We start from the raw sequence: 14,375 nt of genomic DNA on the forward strand, positions 1-14,375 counted from the left end.
AGACCGGGCAGGCGCGCGGTCGCTAGAGCACCGGGTTGGCGTCGGTGAGAAGCCCTTCGATCTCGGCGACGACCGCGGCCGGGTGGTGGAACATCGGGTCGATCAGCGACTCGCCCCGCCGGTCCAGGGCGCCCCAGTTCCCGGCGCCGTTGGTGGCCAGGAAGGCGACGGGGTGGATCAGCAGCGCCGGGTGCGCCGGTGCGACGATCACCTGCCCGTTCCGGTCCACCACCCCCTTGCGGCCGGCCAGGTCCACCACGGCCAGCCCCTCGTCGGTGAAGCCGTCGACGTAGTGGCCGTCGGCGAGGGTGGTGTGGAAGCCGTGGTAGCGGGTCGGCACCACGAGCCGGCCGGTACGGTCGACGGCGCCCCAGCCCTCCCGGCGGACCACCGCCACGCCCTTGCGGAACGGCCGTACCTCGGCGAAGCCGGGCGGCACGATCACCTTCCCGGCGGTGTCGACGGCGTGCCACCCGTGCTCGTCCCGCACCACCCAGGCCAGGCCGTCGGAGAACGGTCGAGCCGCCAGGTACGTCGGCCCGAGCACGGTCTCACCGGTCAGGTCGATCAGCGACCATCGGTCGCTCTGCGGCCCGCGTACCCAGGCCAGGCCGTCCCGGAACGGCTGCGCCTCGGTGTAGCGGGCCGGCACGACCATCTCTCCGTCGGCGTCCGCGTAACCCCACCGGCCCTGGCCGCCGTCGCGGGCCGGCACCGGGGCCCGGTCGCGCTCCAACACCTCGTCCCAACTGCGCGGGTACGGGCCGAAGCCGCTCTCCGGGGCCCGGGCGGCGATGGCGTCCAGCCCGGTGCGGACCCGGGCCAGCAACTCGGCGTCCTGCTCGCCGCGCAGGTCGAGGGCGCGCTCGAAGTGATGGCAGGCCTCGATCAGCCGGCCCTGGTCGTAGCAGCAGCGCGCGGCGTGTTCGTGCAGGGCGGCCCGTAGTCGGTCGGGTAGTTCGACCGAGTTGGCCTCCGCGAACAGCCGGTCAGCCTCGCCGAACTCGCCCCGCCACCGCAGTACGTGGGCCAGCCGGGCCTGCGCCAGCGCGGCCCGCCGCAACTCGCCGGTCGCCTCGGCGTAGGTCAGCGCCATCCGCCCGTCGTCCAGCGCGTCGTCGAGGTCGCCGAGGACCCGCGAGGCCACCGCGCGCAGGCTCAGCAGCCGGGCCCGGGAACGGTTGTCCAGCGCCGAGGCGAGCTTGTCGGTGAGCCGATCCCGGATCATCCGCAGTTCCTCCGGGTCGTCCGCGAGTTCGCGCAGAGTCACCGGGTCGAGGCGCCAGCGGTAGCTTGCCAGCAGCTGTTCGGGATCGGGCGGCGGTTCGGGTACCGGCTCGTCGTCCGCCGTCTCTGGCGCCGCACCACCGTCGGCCGGCGGTGCGGAGACGGATGGTGCGGGCGACGCGGTGTCATCCGGCGGCGCGGTGGCACCTGACGACGCGGTGTCGGCCGGCGATGCGGTGTCAGTGTCAGCGTCACCCGGCGGTGCGGCGACGGGCGGCATCGCGGCCGGGGGCGCCGACGCCGGCACGGCGGAGATCGGTGCGGCAAAGTCCGGTGGCGCGGCGGAATCCGGGGACGCGGCGAAGTCCGGAGGCGCGGCGAAATCCGGAGGCGCGGCGAAGTCCGGAGGCGCGGCGGAGTCCGGGGGTGCGGACGCCGGCATGGCGGAGATCGGTGCGGCGAGGTCGAAGTCGGGCTCCCCGGGTGGTGCCGAGACCGGCGGTCGGGGTGGTGCGGAGGCGGGCGGCGCGGAGACCGGTGGTGTGGGCGGTCCGGAGACCGGTGACGGCGGTGCGGGGATCGGCTCCGGCGCCGGGCGGGCGGGTGCGGCCATCCCGTCGGTGGGGCGGGCGGCGCCAGCGTCTTCCGGAGCGTGCGGGTCGGGTGTCCCGGACGGACCGGGCGAGCCGAACCATCCCGGCAGGCCCTCGGGGACAGGCCGGGCGGTCGTGGGCGGCTCCGGCGGCGGTGGGACGTACCGCTTGGGCTGCCGGGCTGCCGGTGCCCCCGGGTGGCCGGGCTCGCCGCCGGCCCGGTCGCGCGGTGGCGCCGGCGGGCCGACCGGTGCCGCGTGCTCGGCGGCGGGCCGCGCGGGCGGTCCCGGGACCCGTCCCGGAGCTGCGGTACCGGGCGGCGGGGTAGGCGGCGCGGAGACGGGTCGTTGGGTGGGCGGTGCGGAGACGGGCCGGGCCGTGGGTGGGCCGGCGGCGGGTGACGCCGCGGCGACCGACGGGGTTGGCGTCGGCGGTGGTGTGGCCACGACCGGTTGATCGTGCAGGGGTGCCGGCCGGACCTGGTGCTCGTGCAGGGGTGCCGGACGGACCTCGTGCTGGTGCAGCGGCGCCGGCCGTACCGTGTCGCCGGCCGGTGCCCGGTCGACCCCGGCAGCGGCGGGTCGGTCCCGGTGCTGGCCGGGGAGGTCGCTCCGGGTCTCGTCGGGAGGTGCCGCCGCGTGCCGGCCCCGGCCCGGTGCGTGAGCCTCGCCCCGGTCCCGGGCTGCGGCGGCGGGCCGGCCCCCATGGGGCTGGCCGGCGGCGGGCTGGTGGTACTCCGGCGCGGGGGAGACCGGCCGGGCCCGCCCGGCGGCGGGCGAGACGGGTCGGTCCTGCTCGGGAGCGGGTGATACGGGCTGGTCCCGAACCACCGACAGATGACGCCGGCGCGGGTCCGGGTCGGGCGCGGGCGAGACGGGCCGCTCGGGGTCTGGCGACTGGGCGGCGGGCCGGTCGACGAACCGATCCGGTCCGGGCCGGTCCGGCACTCCGGTTGGCCGCCGGTCGTCGTGCCGTGGCCGGCCGGCACCCTGTTCCGGTGCGGCCGGACGCTGGTACTCGCGGTGGTCCCGTCCGCTGCTGGGCCTCAGTGGTCCGGGATCGGGCCAGGGCAGGTCACCACGGGGCGGGGCGTACGCCTGCTGGTCCGGCGTCGGCGCACCGGGGCGGTCCCGTTCCGGTGACCAGTCGGGGCGGGTGCCCTCGTCGGGGACCGCGCGGATCGGCTCCTCGTCGACGAAGCCGTCGGGATACGGGGCGGCGTCCGGATCCCCGGCAACGAAACCGGTCCGGTAGCCGTCCACCACCGGGCCGTCGTTCGGCCCGGAGTGCCCGGGATGGTGACTCCACTGGTAGCGGGAGCGCCGGGCGGCGTCGTCCGGCGGCCGGCCGTCGACACCCTCGACCGGCCGGTACGCGGCGGCGGGCCGGCGTGCCTCCTCGTCGGCCTCCGGTGCCCGCCCGGGCCTCGGCCGACCGGCCGGGGACACCGGCGCACCGTGGCGATACTGGTCGCGGTCGGTCGGCTCGACACGGCGTGGCCGACCGGTGTGCGGGTCGGACTCGCGCCGGTCAGGGTCGCGCCGGTCGGGCTCGCGATGCGGAAACCGGTCGGGTTCGCGCGGGGCGCGCCGGCCGCCGTCGCGCTGGGCGTGCCGGTCGGGTTCCCGCCGCGCATAGCGGTCAGGATCGAGCTGATCGGGATCGCGCTGCGCGTACCGGTCCGGAGCGCGTTCGTCGCGGCGGTCGGTACGCCGGTCCGGGTCGCGTCGGTCGGGTTGGTCGCGCCGGAGCGGTGCGCCCGCGCCGGTCCCCTGCGGCCCGAAGTCCGACCAGGTGACGCCGTCGCGCCCCCGGGCCGGATCGTCGTGCGATGACCGCCGCCCGTCGGGCCGGGACTGCTCCGGCCGCGAGCCGGCGAACGCCGCCCGGTCGCGCGGCCGGGCACCGTTGGCGCCGTCGGGCCGCCGCGGGTCGGGAACCTCGTGCCGGCCCGGCCGGTCGTCCGGCTCGCTGTCCCAGGACCGGCCGACGTACGCGCCGTCGGGCCTGGTCGGCGCGAGCGGTGGCACCTCGGCCCGGCCGACGGCGCTGGTCCGGCTCCGTGCGGGAGGTGGCCGGTCCTCGATGCCGATGTCACCCGGATAGCGCTGGCCCGGGAACTGCGGCTGCCACTCGTTGGTCGGCTCGGACACCCAGGAGGGCTCGGCGGGATCGTGCCACCGGTCGGCGTAGCCGCGACTCATCCGCCGGACCTGTCGCTGCGGCCGGGACGTTGCCGGGAGGCGGCGCCGGCCGCGACACGGGGACGCGGGACCGGCCCGGCGGCCCCGACGAGACCGGGTCGTCCGGCCCTGCCCGTGGCGGAGCCCGGGGCCGGCGCCCGCCCGGTCACGGTCGCGCCCCGGTGGTCGGCTCGCGTCCGCTCGCTCACGGCGATGTCACCTCGTCGGAAATGGTCGCGCTGGGCACCCCGGAGGCCGGCAAAATCGCTCGTCCGGGCACCGAATGGCTGCGCATGGAGGGTAGCGGCGCGGGCTCGGTCACCGCCACTGCGGCACCCTCGTCGGCCCAAACGTTATCCTATTGATCCGGACATTTAGCCCTATGGCTGTTATCGGTCTTCCGACGATACTTCACCCACCGTCAGCCGACCGTCGCCGAGCCCACGTCCGGCCCTCCACCGGTGACCGGCGATGCCCGAGGTCAGGGATGTTCCATGACCAGCACGGCGAAGGTGCCTGGTTCGAGGGCCTCGTAGCGGTGCGGTGCGTCGCCGGGAAAGGTGGCGTAATCGCCCGGGCCCAACTCCACCTGGTCGTGTTCCGGCCCGCAGCGCAGCCGGCCGGCGCCCACCACGACATGCTCGACGCTGCGCGGGGTGTGCGGGGCGGCGCTACGGACCCGTCCCGGTTCCAACTCGATCAGGTAGACGTCCCGGCGGGCGTGCGCGGTGCCGGCGGACAGCAGGGTGCCGGTGAAGTCGGCGTGCTCGGAGTGGATCCGGGGACCGTTGCCGGCCCGGATCACCCGCACGGTGGCGGCCGGCGGCTCGACGAGCCGACTGAACGGCACGTCGAGTGCCACGCCCAGCGCCCACAGCGTCTCCACGCTCGGGTTGCCGGCGCCGGATTCGAGCTGAGAGAGGGTCGACTTGGCGATCCCGGCCCGCCGGGCGAGTTCGGTGAGGGAGATGCCGACCCGCTGGCGTTCGTACCGCAGCGCGGCGGCGATGGTGGCGAGCGGGGGAGTGGGATCGGGGGACATGGTTCGCTCCGGCGGTCATGCTGTTCTATTTGACGAACGGCGGGGCCCTGTTCATCATGATGGACCATGCGTACGCCAGAACGAACACCGGGGGCGTCGATGCTCCGCGACATCGCCGCGATCGGCGCGGCGATCGTCGCCGTCGGCGCCTCGTTCGGCGCGATGGCCGTCGCCGCCGGGCTGCCCGGCTGGGCGGCCGTCGCCATGTCGATGCTGGTCTACGCCGGTGGCGCGCAGTTCATGGCGGTCGGCCTGGTGGCCGTGGGCAGTCCGGTGGCCGCCGTCCTGGCCGGGCTGCTGCTCAACGCCCGGCACGTGCCGTTCGGGCTGACCCTCGCCGACACGATCGGCCCCCGGTTGCGGCAGCGGTTGCTCGGCAGCCACCTGATGACCGACGAGACGACCGCCTTCACGCTGGCCCGGCCCGCCGGTCCGGCCCGACGGCGGGCGTTCTGGCTCGCCGGCGGCCTGCTCTTCGGTGCCTGGAACGCCGGCACCGTGCTCGGCGTGCTGGCCGGCGGGGTGGCCGGCGATCCGGCCGCGTACGGGTTGGATGCCGCCTTTCCGGCCGGCCTGCTCGCGCTGCTCCTGCCCACGCTGCGGGATCGCGACACCCGGCGGGTGGCGGTGGCGGGCGCCGCGATCGCGTTGCTGACCACGCCACTGCTGCCGGCCGGCCTGCCGGTGCTGCTCGCGCTGGCCGGCCCGGCGCTGCTGGCAGTACGCCGGATCCGCCGACCGACGGTGGTGCCCGACGGCGCCGCCGATGCGCCCGGGACCGTCGCGGAGCGGGCCGACGCCGGTGTATCCGGGTCCGTCGCGGAGCGGGCCGACGCCGATGCGTCCGGGTCCGGGGCAGAGCGGGTCGGCGAGGTGCCGGTCGGTCGGGGGGAGCGGCCGTGTTGATCGCGGTGATCGTGGCGCTGGCCGTCGGGACGTACGCCTTCCGGGTCGTCGGGGTGCTGCTGCGCGACCGGCTCGACCTGCCGGCGTGGGCGCGTCAGCTGCTGCCGGTGGGCGCGGCCGCCCTGCTGGCCGCGCTGGCGGCCACCGCGGCGCTGACCGAGGCCGGTCGGTTCGCCGGCGCCGCCCGCCCCGCGGGGGTGCTGGTCGGGGTGCTGCTGGCCTGGCGGCGGGTGCCGTTCGTGCTCGTCGTCCTCGCCGCCGCCGGCACCACCGCGCTGCTGCGCCTGCTCGGCGTGCCCTGAGGCGCGGTGGTCAGACCTTGTCGCCGATGGCGACCCGGGGCGCCGGGGTGCGCAGCTTGCGGAAGGTGATCGACCGCATGATCGCGTAGAGGTACAGCGACCCCATCCGCTGGGTGGAACTCGGGAACCGCTCCCGGACCAGCTTCTTGATCTTGCGAGAGATGAGCACCGAGTCGATCACCACGCCCAGGGCCAGCGCGCCCCAGAGCAGGTTGGAGGCCAACCGGATCGCTGGCGGCATCGCCTGGTTGGAGCCGATCAGCACCACCAGCGCGCCGCCGAAGAACCAGGTCCCGACGGTACGCCGGGAGTCGACCACGTTGCGCGCCAGCAGCCGCTCCGGACCCCGGTCGCGAGGGCCGCCCTCCCGCCGGAACTCCGCGGCGGCCTCGGCGCGCCGCTGCCGGCGCAGCGCCTTCGTCTCCTCCTTGCTGAGCGCCTTCAATGAGCCGGCCGGGCGGCGACCGGTGGCGGGACGCTTCGGCGTCTCCCGCCCCTTCGCGGGCGTGTAGCCACGGGAAGGGGCGGCCTCGGCCTCCTCCTCCGCCGGCGTCAGCGGCTCGGTGGCGGGGTCGGGGATGTCGGCGGACTTGCGGCGAAACAGCGACGGCACGCGGCAAGGGTAGCCAACGCGGCGCGCCCGGTGCACATCGCGGTGCACCGGACGCGAGCGGACCGGCGGTGCCGGGTTGCGGGCGGGCCGAGGAGCGGGCTTACGGCCGCTCGACGTGTGCCCCGAGGTCGGCGAGCTTGGCCTCGAAGTCCTCGTAGCCCCGGTTGATCAGGTCGACCCCGTACACCCGGGAGGTGCCCTCGGCGGCCAGCGCGGCGATCAGGTGGCTGAAGCCGGCCCGCAGGTCGGGAATGACCAGGTCGGCGGCGTGCAGCTTGCTCGGGCCGGCGATCACTGCGGAGTGCTTGAAGTTGCGTCGGCCGAAGCGGCACGGGGTGCCGCCCAGGCAGTCCCGGTAGACCTGGATGTTCGCGCCCATCGTGTTGAGCGCCTCGGTGTAGCCCAGCCGCTGCTCGTAGACCGTCTCGTGGACGATCGACAGGCCCCGTGCCTGGGTCAGCGCCACCACCAGCGGCTGCTGCCAGTCGGTCATGAAGCCCGGGTGTACGTCGGTCTCCAGCGCCGTGGCCTGCAGTTCGCCGCCCGGGTGCCAGAAGCGGATGCCACCCTCCTGGCCCGGCTGGCCCAGTCGCGGCGGCCGGGTGTCGGTCACCTCGTACTCGCCGCCGACCGAGCGGAAGACGTTCAGGAAGGTCATCATGTCGGCCTGCTCGGCGCCGAGCACCTCGACGTGGCCCCGGGTGGCCAGCGCCGCCGCGGCCCAGCTCGCCGCCTCGATCCGGTCCGGGATCGGCCGGTGGGTGTAGCCGTGCAGCCTCGGTACGCCCTGGATCTCGATCACCCGGTCGGTGTGCACCTTGATGATCGCGCCCATCTTCTGCAGGACGCAGATCAGGTCGATGATCTCCGGCTCCACGGCGGCGTTGCGCAGCTCGGTGACGCCCTCGGCCATGACCGCCGTGAGCAGCACCTGCTCGGTCGCGCCCACGCTCGGGTAGGGCAGCGCGAACTTGGTGCCGTGCAGGCCGTTCGGCGCGGAGAGGTGCAGCCCTTCGGGGGTCTTGTCGACGGTGGCGCCGAACTCCCGCAGCGCCTGCAGGTGGAAGTCGATCGGGCGCGGCCCGATGTGGCAGCCGCCCAGGTCGGGGATGAAGGCGTGCCCGAGACGGTGCAGCAGCGGCCCGCAGAACAGGATCGGGATGCGGCTGGAGCCCGCGTGCACGTTGATCTGGTCGGTGCTGGCGCTCTCCACGTTCGCCGGGTCGAAGACCAGCTCGCCGTCCTCGTCGCCGTCGGTGACCTTGACGCCGTGCAGCCCGAGCAGGCCGCGGACCACCTCGACATCACGGATCTTCGGTACGTCGAACAGCCGACTCGGGCTGTCGCCGAGCAGGGCGGCGACCATCGCCTTGGACACCAGGTTCTTCGCGCCGCGTACGCGGATCCGCCCTTGCAGCGGGGTGCCTCCGTGTACGACCAGGACGTCGTCGGTCAACGCAACCTCCAGCGCGTGCGTGCTGCCGTTTCGATGTGGGGACACCACCGGTCGCTACCCGGGACGCGGTCGCGTCCAAACGCCCGCGCCCGCGGATGCCGTCGCCCGGCAGCATAGCCCTCCGTGATGAGAATGGATCCGGTCACACCGCCATGGAGGGCATTTATCGGTGATCCGGCACTTTTATGTACCACAGGGGTTACCGAGAGTGATCGCCTGCGGTGGGTGTCAGGCGCCGGGTAGCGCCAGCATCTGGTCCAGCGCGACCCGGGCGTGGTGCGCGGTGTCGGCGTCCACCGTGATCTGGTTGACCACCCGGCCGGCGACCAGCTCCTCCAGCGCCCAGACCAGGTGCGGCAGGTCGATCCGGTTCATCGTCGAGCAGTAGCAGACCGCGCGGTCGAGGAACATGATCTGCTTGTCCGGGTGGGCCAGCGCGAGCCGGCGGACCAGGTTCAGCTCGGTGCCGACCGCCCACGCGGAGCCGGCCGGCGCGGCCTCGATGGTGCGGATGATGTACTCGGTCGACCCCACGAGATCGGCGGCGTTGACCACCTCGTGCCGACACTCCGGGTGCACCAGCACGTTCACCCCCGGAACCCGCTCGCGGACGTCGTTGACGCTGTCGAGGGTGAACCGCCCGTGCACCGAGCAGTGCCCGCGCCAGAGGATCATCCGCGCGTCGCGCAGCTGCTCCGGCGTCAGCCCGCCACCCGGCTTGTGCGGGTCGTAGAGCACGCAGTCGTCCAGGGAGAAGCCCATCTCCAGCACCGCCGTGTTGCGCCCCAGGTGCTGGTCGGGCAGGAAGAGCACCTTCTCGCCCTGCTGGTACGCCCACTCCAGGGCTCGCTGCGCGTTGGACGAGGTGCAGACCACGCCGCCGTTGCGCCCGACGAAGCCCTTGATGTCCGCCGAGGAGTTCATGTAGGTGACCGGGACGGTCCGCTCGGCGACGCCCAGCTCGGTGAGCACGTCCCAGGCGTTCTCGACCTGCGGCAGCGCGGCCATGTCCGCCATCGAACAGCCGGCCGCCAGGTCGGGCAGCACGACCTGCTGCGCGTCGGTGGTGAGGATGTCGGCGCTCTCGGCCATGAAGTGCACACCGCAGAAGACGATGTACTCCGCGTCCGGCCGGGCGGCGGCCTCACGGGCCAGCTTGAACGAGTCGCCGGTCACGTCGGCGAACTGGATCACCTCGTCGCGCTGGTAGTGGTGGCCCAGCACGAAGACCCGGTCGCCCAGCGCGGCCTTGGCCGCCGTCGCCCGGGCCACCAGGTCGGGGTCGCTGGGCGCCGGCAGGTCACCCGGACACTCCACGCCACGTTCGGTGGCGGGGTCGCTGCCGCGGCCGAGAAGCAGCAGCGCAGTGGCGGTGTTGGAGGGTTCAACCCAGGTCGAGGTCACGCCCTCCATGGTCCCACAGCGGGACCGGCGCGCGGCCCGTGCCGGTGTGGGCTGCCACACTGCCAGGCATGCGCGTACTGCTCTGCCCGGACAAGTTCGCCGGCACGCTGCCGGCCCCCCAGGTCGCCGCCGCGGTGGCCGACGGCTGGCGCGAGGTGGCCCCCGGCGACGACCTGCTGGTCAGGCCGTTGGCCGACGGTGGGCCGGGGTTCCTCGACGTGCTTGCCGAGGCGCTGCCCGGGCGCCGGGTGCCGGTGCCGACGGTCGACCCGCTGGGTCGCCCGGCCGCCGGTGAGATGCTGCTCACCGACGGCGGCACGATCGCGTGGCTGGAGAGCGCGCAGGCGTGCGGGCTGCACCTGCTCGCTGCCGCCGAGCGCGACCCGTCGACCACCACGTCGTACGGGCTGGGGTTGCTGATCACGGCGGCCATCGAGGCCGGCGCCGGCACGGTGGTCGTGGGGCTGGGCGGTTCGGCGACCAACGACGGCGGCGCGGGCATGCTCGCCGCGCTCGGCGCCGTCGGGCTGGACGACACCGGCGCGGCCCTGCCGTACGGCGGCGCGGCGCTGGCCGCGGTGGCCGCCCTCGACGGCGCACCGAGGCTGCGCGAGGCCCGGCTGGTCGCGGCCACCGACGTCGACAACCCGCTGCTCGGGCTGCACGGTGCCAGCAACGTCTTCGGGCCGCAGAAGGGCGCCGACCGCGCCGACGTGCTGCTGCTCGACGCCGCGTTGCAGCGCTGGGCGGAGGTGTTGGAGCGGGACCTGCCGGGCTGCCCGAGCGGCCTGGGCGCGCTGCCCGGCGGGGGAGCGGCCGGCGGGATCGGCGCCGCGCTGCTGGCCCTCGGTGGCCGCTGCGAGTCCGGCATCGGGCTGGTCAGCCGGGCCGTCGGGCTGGACACGGAACTCGACGGCGTCGACCTGGTGATCACCGGGGAGGGCAGGTTCGACCACCAGTCGCTGCGCGGCAAGGTGGTCGCCGGAGTGGCCGGCGCCGCCCGTGACCGGGGCGTACCCTGCGTGGTGCTCGCCGGCCAGGTGAGCACCGGGCGACGGGAGGCGGCGTCGGTCGGGGTTACCGACGCGTACAGCCTGGTGGAACACTTCGGCGGAGAGCAACGCGGCGGGCTGACCGCCGCCCTGGAGCGTCCGGCGGAGGGGCTGCGGGCGCTCGGCGCCCGACTGGCCCGGCAGTGGAGCCGCTGATCACCGGCTCGCCGAGTGGCTGGTCACGCCGCCGGGTCAGCCGGCTCCGATGGGCCTACAATCGGAAACTGGACCACTGTGGGAATCGCTGACCGGCGGCTGACGTTGGCCAGGAGAGACCACACCGAACGCGCGCAGGGAGAATTCCACGTGACCACGCCAGCGCAGACCGAGTCGACCGAGGCCAAGGCCCCCACGTCCGTCGTCCTCACCGACGTCGCGGCGCAGAAGGTCAAGGCCCTGATCGAGCAGGAGGGCCGCGACGACCTGCGGCTTCGGGTCGCCGTGCAGCCGGGCGGCTGCTCCGGCCTGCGGTACCAGCTCTTCTTCGACGAGCGTTCGCTCGACGGTGACGTCGTCACCGGCTACGACGGTGTCGAGGTCGTCGTCGACCGGATGAGCGCCCCCTACCTGGCCGGCGCCACCATCGACTTCGCCGACCGGATCGACGCACAGGGCTTCACCATCGACAACCCCAACGCGGGCAACTCCTGCGCCTGCGGTGACTCCTTCAGCTGAGTCGGTCTCCACGTTCTTCCCGCGGCGGCGGGGTGGCCTGACGGCCACCCCGCCGCCGCGCCGTCTGCATTGATCATGAAGTTGTTGTCGCGACACGCCGGGCGGGATGGCAACAACTTCATGATCAACGCGGGTGGTGAGGGTGGTGGGAGGCGATCGGGCGGGGCGGTCGCGGTGGGGTCACGGGGTCGGTAGGCTGACCGGGCTCTGCCGCCGAACCCGAGGGTTGCCATGAAGATCGCCGTGACCGGCTCGATCGCCACCGACCATCTGATGAGCTTCCCGGGGCGGTTCGCCGACCAGCTCATCGCCGACCAGCTGCACAAGGTGTCGCTCTCCTTCCTGGTGGACGACCTGGTGCTGCGCCGGGGCGGGGTGGCGGCCAACATCGCGTTCGGCATGGGCCAGCTCGGTCTGCAGCCGGTGCTGCTCGGCGCCGTCGGTGCCGACTTCGCCGACTACCGCTCCTGGCTGGAACGGCACGGGGTGGACTGCGGGTCGGTACACGTCAGCGAGGTGGCGCACACCGCCCGCTTCGTCTGCACCACCGACACCGACATGTGCCAGATCGCCTCGTTCTACGCGGGGGCGATGAGCGAGGCGCGCAACATCGAGCTGCACCCCGTCGCGCAGCGCCTCGGCGGGCTGGACCTGGTGCTGGTCGGCGCCAACGACCCGGAGGCGATGCTGCGCCACTCCGCGGAGTGCCGCGAGCGCGGCTACCCGTTCGCCGCCGATCCGTCCCAGCAGCTCGCCCGGATGGGCGGCGAGGACGTGGTGGCGTTGATCGACGGCGCCGACTACCTGATGACCAACGACTACGAGAAGTCGCTGCTGCAGAGCAAGGCCGGGCTGAGCGACGCGCAGCTGCTGGACCGGGTCCGGATCCGGGTCACCACGCTGGGCAAGCACGGGGTGGAGATCGCCGGCCGGGAGATCGACCCGATCCACGTGCCGATCGCCCGGGAAACCCAGGCGGTCGACCCCACCGGCGTCGGTGACGGCTTCCGCGCCGGCTTCTTCACCGCGCTGTCCTGGGGCGTCGGGCTGGAGCGCGCCGCCCAGGTCGGCTCTCTGCTCGCCACGCTGGTGCTGGAGACGGTCGGCACCCAGGAGTACCAGGTGCGCCGCGACCTGTTCGTCAAGCGCCTCGCCGAGTCCTACGGCGACCAGGCCGCCGACGAGATCCGCCCCCACCTCCTCCCCTGACCCCTCACCCGCCTCTACCGTTCATGATCCGCGCAACTTCCCTGATCCTGCTGCCTCGTCCGGGGGTTGAGGCAGCAGGATCCCTGAAGTTGCGCGGATCTTGAGAGTCGACACAGGCCCTAGTGAGTGCGGCGGACGTCGTGGGCGGGGCCGTCGGGGCCGGTCACCGTGCCGAGGAAGTCCTGGCCGCGCATGCGGCACCAGGCGGGGATGTCGACCGCCGCCGCCGGGTCGTCGGCCAGCACCCGCACCACCGCGCCGACCGGCAGGTCGGGCAGGCGGCGGGCGAGCGCGATCACCGGCAGCGGGCAGCGCTGACCGAGACAGTCGAGCACCTCGTCGGGCCCATCGCCGGCCGGGCCGCCAGCCCCGCCGCTGCCGGGCCCACGCCCGGCCCCACCGCCAGTCTCATGCTCAGCCCCACCGCCACTCCCACCGCCGGGGCCGCCGGGCCCATCGCCGGGGCCGTCGGGGGTGGTCACAGGCCCACCACCCCGGCCTGTTCCCGCAGGTCGGCGACGATGGCCGGCAGCTCGGCGAGGAAGCGGTCCACGTCGGCCTCGGTGGTGCCGGCGTGCAGCGAGACCCGCACGTTGCCGTGCGAGAGCACCCCCATCGCCTCCAGCACGTGCGACGGGCGCAGCGTGGACGAGGTGCACGACGAGCCCGACGAGACGGCGAAGCCGCGCCGGTCCAGCGCGTGCAGCAGCGCCTCGCCGTCGACGTACAGGCAGGAGAAGGTGACCAGGTGCGGCAGCCGGCGCTCGGGGTCGCCCACCACCTCCACGTCCGGCACGTCGGCCGCCACCCGGGCGCGGATCCGGTCCACCAGTGGCGACAGTCGGGCCGCCTGCGCCGCCGCGTCGGCCGCCGCCGCGCGCAGGCTCGCCGCCGCCGCCACCACCGCCGGCAGGTTCACCGCGCCGGGGGTACGCCCCGACTCGCGTTCGTCGGCCGGCCAGGGCGACTCCCACCGGGTGCCCTTGCGCACCACCAGCAGACCGACACCGGGCGGGCCGCCCCACTTGCGGGCGCTCGCGGTCAGCACCGACCAGCCGGCCGGCACCGGTACCCGGCCCACCACCTGAGCGGCGTCGACATAGAGCGGCACGCCCGCGTCGGCGCAGGCCGTCGCGGCGGTCTCGACCGGCTGGACGGTACCCACCTCGTGACTGGCCGCGATCAGGGCGGCCAGCGCCACCCCGGGGCCGGTCACCGCCGCCGACCAGGCATCCAGGTCCAGCCGGCCGAGGCGGTCCACCGGCACCTCGGCGGCCCCGCCGCCACCAGCCACGTGCTGCGCCGCGGCGTGCAGCACGGCGGAGTGTTCGATCGTCGAGTGCACCAGCACCTCGCCGGTTCGCCGGCGCCCGAGCAGGCCACCGAGCACGGCGGTGTGCGCCGCACTGGTGCCGCTGGGGGTGAAGGACAGCTCGTCGGGGCGTACGCCCAGGGTTTCCGCCGCGGCCTCGCGGGCGGCGTCGAGCAACTGCCGGGCGCGCCGGGCCCGGGTGTAGAGCCGGTCGGGGTCGGCCCAGCCGTCGTCGAGCGCGGCCAGCAGCGCCTGCCGGGCGACCGGATGCAGCGGCGCGGCGGTGGCCGCGTCCAGGTAGACCGGGGAAGGAGTCACGTCTGCCCACGCTATCGCCTCGGCCGACACAAGATCCCCCGTCGGGTGGGGACAACGACCCCAACCGGGTCCAGCCCGTCATG

General features: G+C 74.5%; 12 protein-coding genes. 5 read left to right on the plus strand and 7 right to left on the minus strand.

Translation table 11 applies throughout. The features are described 5' to 3' along the window. Positions 1-22 precede the first annotated feature (22 nt). Together O7615_RS21585 and O7615_RS21590 are read right to left on the minus strand one after the other, a co-directional pair. A complete protein-coding gene (locus O7615_RS21585; protein WP_278179614.1) occupies positions 23-4,024 on the minus strand; it encodes a WG repeat-containing protein in 4,002 nt (1,333 codons plus the stop codon). 460 nt (positions 4,025-4,484) lie between these two features. Further along, the gene (locus O7615_RS21590) at positions 4,485-5,045 is read right to left on the minus strand and encodes an XRE family transcriptional regulator (RefSeq protein WP_278179615.1); all 561 of its coding nucleotides are present in this window, start codon (positions 5,043-5,045) and stop codon (positions 4,485-4,487) included. Positions 5,046-5,111: 66 nt separating this feature from the next. Here O7615_RS21590 and O7615_RS21595 point away from each other — a divergent pair, with 66 nt between their 5' ends. Both O7615_RS21595 and O7615_RS21600 read left to right on the plus strand, forming a co-directional pair. Beyond that, positions 5,112-5,951: an AzlC family ABC transporter permease gene (locus O7615_RS21595; protein ID WP_278179616.1), complete on the plus strand. Its 840-nt coding sequence runs from the start codon at positions 5,112-5,114 to the stop codon at positions 5,949-5,951. Further along, the gene (locus O7615_RS21600; RefSeq protein ID WP_278179617.1) at positions 5,945-6,253 is read left to right on the plus strand and encodes an AzlD domain-containing protein; all 309 of its coding nucleotides are present in this window, start codon (positions 5,945-5,947) and stop codon (positions 6,251-6,253) included. Before O7615_RS21595 ends, O7615_RS21600 begins: the two co-directional genes overlap by 7 nt. 10 nt (positions 6,254-6,263) lie before the next feature. Here O7615_RS21600 and O7615_RS21605 read toward each other — a convergent pair whose 3' ends face one another. The 3 genes from O7615_RS21605 to nadA form a co-directional block, all read right to left on the minus strand. Next, on the minus strand, positions 6,264-6,866 hold the full coding sequence (locus O7615_RS21605) for a DUF3043 domain-containing protein (RefSeq protein ID WP_278179618.1): 603 nt from the start codon (positions 6,864-6,866) through the stop codon (positions 6,264-6,266). Between the two features lie 100 nt (positions 6,867-6,966). Next, positions 6,967-8,322: a UDP-N-acetylglucosamine 1-carboxyvinyltransferase gene (gene murA / locus O7615_RS21610; RefSeq protein WP_347405095.1), complete on the minus strand. Its 1,356-nt coding sequence runs from the start codon at positions 8,320-8,322 to the stop codon at positions 6,967-6,969. Between the two features lie 228 nt (positions 8,323-8,550). Further along, a complete protein-coding gene (gene nadA / locus O7615_RS21615; protein WP_278179620.1) occupies positions 8,551-9,726 on the minus strand; it encodes a quinolinate synthase NadA in 1,176 nt (391 codons plus the stop codon). A gap of 68 nt (positions 9,727-9,794) precedes the next feature. Here nadA and O7615_RS21620 point away from each other — a divergent pair, with 68 nt between their 5' ends. The 3 genes from O7615_RS21620 to O7615_RS21630 all read left to right on the plus strand — a co-directional run bounded on the left by O7615_RS21620 (position 9,795) and on the right by O7615_RS21630 (position 12,662). Then, entirely contained in the window at positions 9,795-10,934 is a 1,140-nt protein-coding gene (locus tag O7615_RS21620) for a glycerate kinase (RefSeq protein ID WP_278179621.1), read from the plus strand. 150 nt (positions 10,935-11,084) lie between these two features. Continuing rightward, on the plus strand, positions 11,085-11,453 hold the full coding sequence (gene erpA / locus O7615_RS21625) for an iron-sulfur cluster insertion protein ErpA (RefSeq protein WP_278179622.1): 369 nt from the start codon (positions 11,085-11,087) through the stop codon (positions 11,451-11,453). Between the two features lie 231 nt (positions 11,454-11,684). Further along, complete coding sequence (locus O7615_RS21630) at positions 11,685-12,662, plus strand: carbohydrate kinase family protein (RefSeq protein WP_278179623.1); 978 nt, start codon at positions 11,685-11,687, stop codon at positions 12,660-12,662. Positions 12,663-12,781: 119 nt separating this feature from the next. On the opposite strand, the gene O7615_RS21635 is transcribed toward O7615_RS21630, so the two are convergent. Beyond that, positions 12,782-12,997, minus strand: a complete 216-nt coding sequence (locus tag O7615_RS21635; RefSeq protein ID WP_278182183.1) for a sulfurtransferase TusA family protein — start codon at positions 12,995-12,997, stop codon at positions 12,782-12,784. A gap of 143 nt (positions 12,998-13,140) precedes the next feature. After that, positions 13,141-14,292 carry an aminotransferase class V-fold PLP-dependent enzyme gene (locus tag O7615_RS21640; RefSeq protein ID WP_278179624.1) on the minus strand — a complete coding sequence of 384 codons (1,152 nt, stop codon included), beginning with the start codon at positions 14,290-14,292 and terminating at the stop codon, positions 13,141-13,143. Positions 14,293-14,375 lie beyond the last annotated feature (83 nt).

It is taken from the genome of Micromonospora sp. WMMD1082, from assembly GCF_029626175.1.
GTDB lineage: Bacteria > Actinomycetota > Actinomycetes > Mycobacteriales > Micromonosporaceae > Micromonospora.